The organism is Limosilactobacillus reuteri subsp. porcinus, assembly GCF_036621895.1.
GTDB classification, from domain to species: Bacteria; Bacillota; Bacilli; order Lactobacillales; family Lactobacillaceae; genus Limosilactobacillus; species Limosilactobacillus reuteri_J.
The window spans coordinates 35813-42571 of record NZ_LN887475.1; the positions used below are offsets into that span (position 1 = coordinate 35813).

Genomic DNA, 6759 nt, shown 5'->3' on the forward strand with positions numbered 1-6759 from the left:
AACACGGACTAAGGAGGTTTTGTCTCGTGGCAAAGAAAGTAGCTAACATTGTCAAGTTGCAAATTCCTGCCGGTGCCGCTACACCAGCTCCACCAGTAGGTCCTGCACTTGGACAAGCAGGTATTAACATTATGGGCTTCACTAAGGAATTCAACGCACGGACTGCAGACCAAAAGGGTATGTTGATCCCAGTTGTAATTACTGTATATGAGGACCGTTCATTCGACTTCATTACTAAGACGCCACCTGCTGCTGTCTTACTAAAGAAGGCCGCTGGTGTTGAACATGGTTCCGGTGAACCTAACACAAACAAGGTTGCTTCAGTAACGAAGGACCAAGTTAAGGAAATCGCTGAAACTAAGATGCAAGATCTAAACGCAGCTGACGTAGAAGCAGCTATGCGCATGATTGAAGGTACTGCTCGTAGCATGGGCTTCACTGTTGAAGACTAATTACTAGCAGTCGGGATGCGCTATGAAAATAGTGCACCCACGTGGGAGGTATAACTCCGTTAGACCACATTTGCAAGGAGGAAAACACAAGATGGCTAAAAAACGTGGTAAGAAGTACCAAGACGCGCTCAAGAAAGTTGACAGCAAGAAAGAATACGCTGTTAAAGACGCTGTCCAATTAGTAAAAGATATTGCCTACGCTAACTTCGACTCTACTATCGAAGTAGCATTTAACTTAAACGTTGATACAAAGCAAGCTGACCAACAATTACGTGGTGCTGTTGTTTTACCAAACGGTACTGGTAAGGATCAAACAGTTATTGTTTTCGCTAATGGTGAAAATGCTAAGGCTGCTCAAGAAGCTGGTGCTGACTTTGTTGGCGACGATGATTTAGTAGAAAAGATTCAAGACGGTTGGCTTGACTTTGATGTTGCAATCGCAACACCAGACATGATGCCTAAGGTAGGTCGTTTAGGACGTGTCCTTGGACCTAAGGGCTTAATGCCAAACCCTAAGACTGGTACTGTTACAATGGACGTAGCTAAGGCTGTTTCTGATGCCAAAGCTGGTCAAGTAACTTACCGGACTGACCGTGATGGTAACGTTGCTGTACCATTCGGTAAGGTTTCATTTGATACTGACAAGTTAGTTGAAAACTTGGCTACTTTAGAAGATATTGTGGCTAAGGCTCGTCCAGCTTCAGTACGTGGAACATACATCAAGCACGCTTCCATTTCTTCAACATTTGGACCAAGTGTTACGCTTGATTTAACTACATTTTAATTTGAATTAATTAAAATTAACAAGACTTTGAGATCTTTTTGCTCAAAGTCTTTTTTTATCTTAATTTTTACTTCACAATAGGGATTCCTTGTGCTATATTATTAACTAATGATAAAACGATTAAAAAATAATTAGAGTTTATCATTTAAGTTTAAAACTAATTAAGGAGTGACGACAATGACACAATTTAAATATTCAAAGCGTGTTCCAGCAGATGGTACGGATGCGGTTGGTGCAATTTTACAAGCAGCGGCGGATCCTAAGATTATTTCATTTGCTGGGGGATTGCCGGCACCCGAATTGTTTCCTGTTAAAGAAATGAAAGCAGCTGTTGATAAGGTTTTTGAAGAACACGGTCAAGAAGCGATGCAGTACGGAGCGGCGAAGGGAGTCACAGCTTTACGTGAAGTTATCCAACAACATGTAAAGGAAAAAGAAAATGTGGATTCCGAATTAGACAATGTTTTAGTAACAACGGGATCAGAACAAGCCTTAGATTTAGTGGGCAAGGCTTTTGTTGACCCGGGTGATACTGTATTAGTTGAACAACCAACGTACCTGTGTGCTTTAGATGTTTTTCGTTCTTACGGTGCTAATTTTGCTAGTGTTGAGATGGATGAAGATGGGATGAAGATGGATGCTTTAGAAGAAGCACTAAAGGCTAATCCAAATACTAAGCTCATCTATACTGTGCCAAACTTCCAAAATCCAACTGGACGAACAATGACTGAAGAACGACGAAAGCAGTTAGCTGAATTAGCAGAAAAATACGATGTATATGTACTAGAAGATAATCCATATGGTGAAATTCGTTTTGCTGGCCAACATGTACCAGCAGTTAAGTCATTTGATAAATCAGGCCATGTCTTTTACATGAGTACATTTTCAAAGACGTTAGCCCCAGGATTTCGTTTAGGATGGTTGGTTGCTGATAAAGCTGTAGTTAATAAATTAACGGTTCTTAAGCAATCAGCTGACCTCCATACAGATAACTTAGCTCAATTCGCGGTTGCCCAATTCTTTGCTGATAACGATGTGGATGCTCACGTTAAAGAAATTAGTGCTTTATACGGCAAACGTAAAGATTTGATGCTTGAGGGAATTAAAAAGTATTTCCCAGAAGGAGTTAAATATACGGATCCTGAGGGTGGCATGTTCTTGTGGGTAGAAGTTCCTGGTGTTGATGATACAGTAGAGTTATTTAAGGAATGTCTTGAACATGATGTAGCCTTTGTTCCAGGTGATCCGTTCTTTGCTGGTGAAGTTCAACCTGGTGCTTTCCGTTTGAACTATTCAAATATGAAAGAAGACCAGATTGAAGTTGGTTTGAAACGTTTAGGAGCGGCTTTAACAGCTGCAGTTAATAAGTAATTATTTCAGCCATTAATAAATACAATCCTAATAAAATTAAATGATGATGGGAGCAAGACAGAAGAACTCCCGTAAGCAATAATAGGCCTCCAACGTTCGGTTTTACCGGGCGCTGGAGGCCTATTATAATGCGCTGTTGACGTAACCTGTATCCGTTCCTGTTTTTTATTTTCTGAAATCCACTGCGTTAATAAACTCCCTCTGTACTTTGAGTTAATTGTGATTATAATTATATTAATTGCTGAAAAGTTTTAAATATTCGGGTTTCTGGCTATCTAATTGGGATAGTAATAAGCATTATCAAAAATTTTTAAGGGAAAAGGAGTTTTTGATAATGTCAATGATAGATTTCAATAATACAGAAATGGCAGTAGCCGTTATCTTTACTTTAATAATAATGTTTGTAATATCCTTTGCAGTTAGTTTTTTATTTTGGCTGATTTATCACCAAAATATGAAAAAGGGATAATTCTCGATGCTAATCATAATTTTTACGCTTATTTGGGGGATCGCGCTGTTTATATTTTTGGTTTATTCATTGATTAGTCTGCTATTTCGGATGATTTCGTATCCTCGGGACTTTTATCACTTTGCAGGAAACCAGCAACCAGCTAAAATTGATCGCAATTTACAATATTATGTTACTGTTCCCTGTTTTAATGAAGCAGCAGTTATTCAACGAACAATCAAATGTTTGTTGCGATTTAAGCAATTTGAAATAGTGGTAGTAGACGATGCTAGTAGTGACGATTCAGTTAGTCAGATTAAGCAGATTACTAACTCACGGGTCCACCTTTTGCGACGGTATCTTCCTAATGCTCATACAGGCAAGGGGGATGTCTTGAATTTTGCCCTAGATTATATTTGTCAGATCACTATCCGTCAGCGAGTTCCCTTTGAAAAGGTTATTATTGGCGTAGTGGATGCGGATGCTCAATTAGCTGATAATGCTCTGCAGCGATTAAATGCCTATTTTTCCTCGCCAAGGACGAATATTACTCAGATGCGAGTTAAAATGTATCCACATTTTAAAAATTGGCTGCAGATTTTACAAGATATTGAGTTTTTTAGTATTAATCATATGGCTCAGATCATGCGAATGTATACTAAAACAGTTGGTTTAAGTGGAAATGGCCAGTTCTTCCGGCTTGCACCAATTATTGATAAAATTGGCGCACATCCATGGGGCAATGCGCTCTTAGATGATTACGAACTAACGATAAAAATGATGCTGAAAAAATTGCATGTTGATTATATGACAGATACATATGTTTATCAGGAAGCGTTAACGTCCCCTAAAAGATTTGTTCGACAACGAAGCCGGTGGGTGCAAGGCGATTTAAATTGTCTTAAGTATCTTCCACAAATTATTAAAAGCCGAGTTTTAAGCAGGACACAGAAACTTGGCATATATTATTTCCTGCTTCAACCATGGCTCAATTTTCTTGCGGATGTTGCGATTGTCATTTTAACGACGATTACCCTTACTCACTGGCACAATCTTTATGGTCACTTGACTCTTATGACCTTTTCACTAGTGATGGCCGGCTTGGTAGTCTTTTCGTTATTTTGGGGAATAATATTTGGGATATTTTACTATCGTGACTTAGCCCACTACCATGAACCACCTTTAAAAAAGCATCAATTAGCCTTATTACCGCTTGGAATTTCCTATATGTATGTTATCTTATTTTTTAGTATTATAATGGCTTATTGGCGGTGGAGTTTTCGCCAAAATTCGTGGATAAAAACGGAACATGGAAAAAATGTTTCTTAAATAGCGGGGAGATATGATGAGAAAGATTAAAGTAATGACGGTATTTGGAACTCGTCCAGAGGGAATCAAAATGGGCCCAGTAGTCAAGGCCTTGGAGCAAGATGATCGTTTTTCATCAGTAGTTGTTTCGACCGGTCAGCATGCTGAAATGCTTCAACAGGTTTTAGCTGTTTTTAAAATAACCCCTGATTATGATTTAAAAATAATGCGTCCTGGACAAACACTAACGGAAATTACAATTGAAACGATGACAAAGCTTGAACCGATTATTCAAAAAGAGCAACCAGATATTGTACTAGTTCATGGCGATACTAGTTCAGCCTACGCATCAGCTTTGGTTGCCTTTTATAATCGGGTTGCTATTGGTCATGTTGAAGCTGGTTTACGAACATGGGATAAATATTCTCCTTATCCAGAAGAGATGAACCGGCAAATGATTGATGATCTTGCTGATTTATATTTTGCTCCCACCCAAACAAGTGCTAACAATCTCAAAATGGGAAATCATCAGCATGGAATTATAGTGACGGGAAATACTGCCATCGATGCTTTGCGGTATACGATTGACTATTCGTATCATCATCAAGTATTAGACGAAATTGATCCCAGCAAGAAGATTATTTTACTTACCATGCATCGGCGAGAAAATTGGGGTAAACCGATGGAAGAAACCTTTAGGGCGATTAAAGAGATTGTGGATCAACGGAATGATATTGACGTTATTTATCCGGTTCATCTGAATCCTAAAGTTCAAGAGGTTGCTAATAAAATTTTTGGAAACGATAATCATTTTCATTTGATATCGCCATTAGATGTTGTTGATTTCCATAACATTATGAGTAAGTCTTTACTTGTGATGAGTGATTCGGGCGGGGTTCAAGAGGAAGCACCCGCACTTCATAAACCAGTTCTAGTTTTGCGTGATACTACAGAGCGGCCGGAAGGAGTAACTGCTGGAACTCTTAAATTAATCGGTACGCAATTTAATAATGTAACGAAAGAGTTATCGTCACTATTAAATAGTCCTGAAGAATATAATAAGATGAGTGAGGCACAGAATCCTTATGGGGATGGGCATGCAAGTGAACGAATTTTAGATGCTATTGCTAGATGAGTAGCAACTCAAAAAGAATTATAAAAAGTCCCTTTACAGAACTTCAGAGAATATGTTAAACTGTAACAGTTGATTAAATATGACTCTGCCTAAGACTCAGGTGGCGAAAGCCTTAATCGAATGCCTGCCGAGGAAGAAATGAAAGTTCCTTCTCTATGTCTGCGGTCATAGGGATTTTTTTATAAATCCGATCAAAAAAACATTGCAGGAGGTGAAAATTCATGAGTGAAGCAGCTATTGCTAAGAAAGCTGAAATCGTTAAGCAAACTACTGATATGCTTAATGCAGCTCAAAGTGCTATCGTTGTAGATTACCGTGGTTTAACTGTTGCGGAAGTTACTGACTTACGTAAGCAACTTCGTGATGCTGGTATCCAAATGTCAGTTATCAAGAACAAGATTCTTGATCGTGCTGTTGAAGGTACTGACTACGAAGATCTTCGTTCTACTTTTGTTGGACCAACTGCTGTTGCCTTCTCTGACGAAGACCCAATTGCTCCGGCTAAGATCTTGAAGAAGTTCGCTGATGACCACGACGCTCTTGAAATCAAGGGTGGTTTCATCGAAAAGAGTGTTAAGACTCTTGACGAAATCAACGAATACGCAAATATGCCAGGTCGCGAAGAACTGTTGTCAATGCTTGCATCTGCATTGCAAGATCCAATGCGGAAGATTGCTCGCGCAGTCAAGGCTATTGCCGACAAGGAAGACGAAGCCGCATAATTGCCGTATATCAATACAATATAAAATTAAAATTAATTACCTAAATATTGGAGGAAATAAACATGGCTTTTGATAAGGATGCTATCATTGCTTCATTAAAGGAAGCATCAATCTCTGACCTTAACGACTTAGTTAAGGCTATCGAAGAAGAATTCGACGTTTCTGCTGCTGCTCCAGTTGCAGTTGCAGGTGCTGCTGGTGGCGACGCTGCTGCTAAGGACAGCTTCACTGTAGAATTAACTGAACCAGGTTCAGCTAAGGTTAAGGTTATTAAGGCTGTTAAGGACATTACTGGTCTTGGTCTTAAGGACGCTAAGGACCTTGTTGATGGTGCTCCATCAGCTATCAAGGAAGACGTTAAGGAAGACGAAGCTAACGACATCAAGGAAAAGCTTGAAGCCGCTGGTGCTACTGTTACCCTTAAGTAGTCTTAAGTTATTAAATAAAAAAGAGTTACGAGAAGCAATTTTTCGTAACTCTTTTTTATTTCGGGGATACCATATGAGGTGTTCCTTTATAATACCCGAAATGTCAATTTA

Annotated in this window: 8 protein-coding genes and 1 other annotated feature; all 8 genes read left to right on the top strand. The window is 39.1% G+C overall.

From position 1 onward, the window contains the following. Window positions 1-26 precede the first annotated feature (26 nt). The 8 genes from rplK (at window position 27) to rplL (ending at window position 6648) form a co-directional block, all read left to right on the top strand. Window positions 27-452 (top strand): 50S ribosomal protein L11, encoded by a 426-nt coding sequence (rplK, locus tag AACL61_RS08665; protein ID WP_003666299.1) that lies wholly within the window; start codon window positions 27-29, stop codon window positions 450-452. 91 nt (window positions 453-543) lie between these two features. Beyond that, window positions 544-1236 (top strand): 50S ribosomal protein L1, encoded by a 693-nt coding sequence (gene rplA / locus AACL61_RS08670; RefSeq protein ID WP_003666300.1) that lies wholly within the window; start codon window positions 544-546, stop codon window positions 1234-1236. Between the two features lie 177 nt (window positions 1237-1413). After that, window positions 1414-2607 carry an aminotransferase-like domain-containing protein gene (locus tag AACL61_RS08675; protein WP_003667350.1) on the top strand — a complete coding sequence of 398 codons (1194 nt, stop codon included), beginning with the start codon at window positions 1414-1416 and terminating at the stop codon, window positions 2605-2607. 334 nt (window positions 2608-2941) lie between these two features. Further along, complete coding sequence (locus AACL61_RS08680) at window positions 2942-3076, top strand: hypothetical protein (protein WP_003675926.1); 135 nt, start codon at window positions 2942-2944, stop codon at window positions 3074-3076. Between the two features lie 6 nt (window positions 3077-3082). Next, a complete protein-coding gene (locus AACL61_RS08685) occupies window positions 3083-4384 on the top strand; it encodes a glycosyltransferase (protein ID WP_339111254.1) in 1302 nt (433 codons plus the stop codon). A 16-nt stretch (window positions 4385-4400) separates the two neighbouring features. Beyond that, a complete protein-coding gene (wecB, locus tag AACL61_RS08690; RefSeq protein ID WP_339111255.1) occupies window positions 4401-5498 on the top strand; it encodes a non-hydrolyzing UDP-N-acetylglucosamine 2-epimerase in 1098 nt (365 codons plus the stop codon). Between the two features lie 70 nt (window positions 5499-5568). Next, window positions 5569-5687 (top strand) — a sequence feature (ribosomal protein L10 leader region). Window positions 5688-5719: 32 nt separating this feature from the next. Beyond that, on the top strand, window positions 5720-6220 hold the full coding sequence (gene rplJ, locus AACL61_RS08695; RefSeq protein WP_003666309.1) for a 50S ribosomal protein L10: 501 nt from the start codon (window positions 5720-5722) through the stop codon (window positions 6218-6220). A gap of 62 nt (window positions 6221-6282) precedes the next feature. Then, window positions 6283-6648 (top strand): 50S ribosomal protein L7/L12, encoded by a 366-nt coding sequence (gene rplL, locus AACL61_RS08700; RefSeq protein ID WP_003666310.1) that lies wholly within the window; start codon window positions 6283-6285, stop codon window positions 6646-6648. Window positions 6649-6759 lie beyond the last annotated feature (111 nt).

Excerpts from the sequence above, each read along its gene's own strand:
- rplL (WP_003666310.1), top strand. The coding sequence starts at position 6,283 with ATGGCTTTTGATAAGGATGCTATCATTGCTTCATTAAAGGAAGCATCA.
- AACL61_RS08680 (WP_003675926.1), top strand. The coding sequence starts at position 2,942 with ATGTCAATGATAGATTTCAATAATACAGAAATGGCAGTAGCCGTTATC.
- rplA (WP_003666300.1), top strand. The coding sequence starts at position 544 with ATGGCTAAAAAACGTGGTAAGAAGTACCAAGACGCGCTCAAGAAAGTT.
- rplJ (WP_003666309.1), top strand. The coding sequence starts at position 5,720 with ATGAGTGAAGCAGCTATTGCTAAGAAAGCTGAAATCGTTAAGCAAACT.
- wecB (WP_339111255.1), top strand. The coding sequence starts at position 4,401 with ATGAGAAAGATTAAAGTAATGACGGTATTTGGAACTCGTCCAGAGGGA.
- AACL61_RS08675 (WP_003667350.1), top strand. The coding sequence starts at position 1,414 with ATGACACAATTTAAATATTCAAAGCGTGTTCCAGCAGATGGTACGGAT.
- AACL61_RS08685 (WP_339111254.1), top strand. The coding sequence starts at position 3,083 with ATGCTAATCATAATTTTTACGCTTATTTGGGGGATCGCGCTGTTTATA.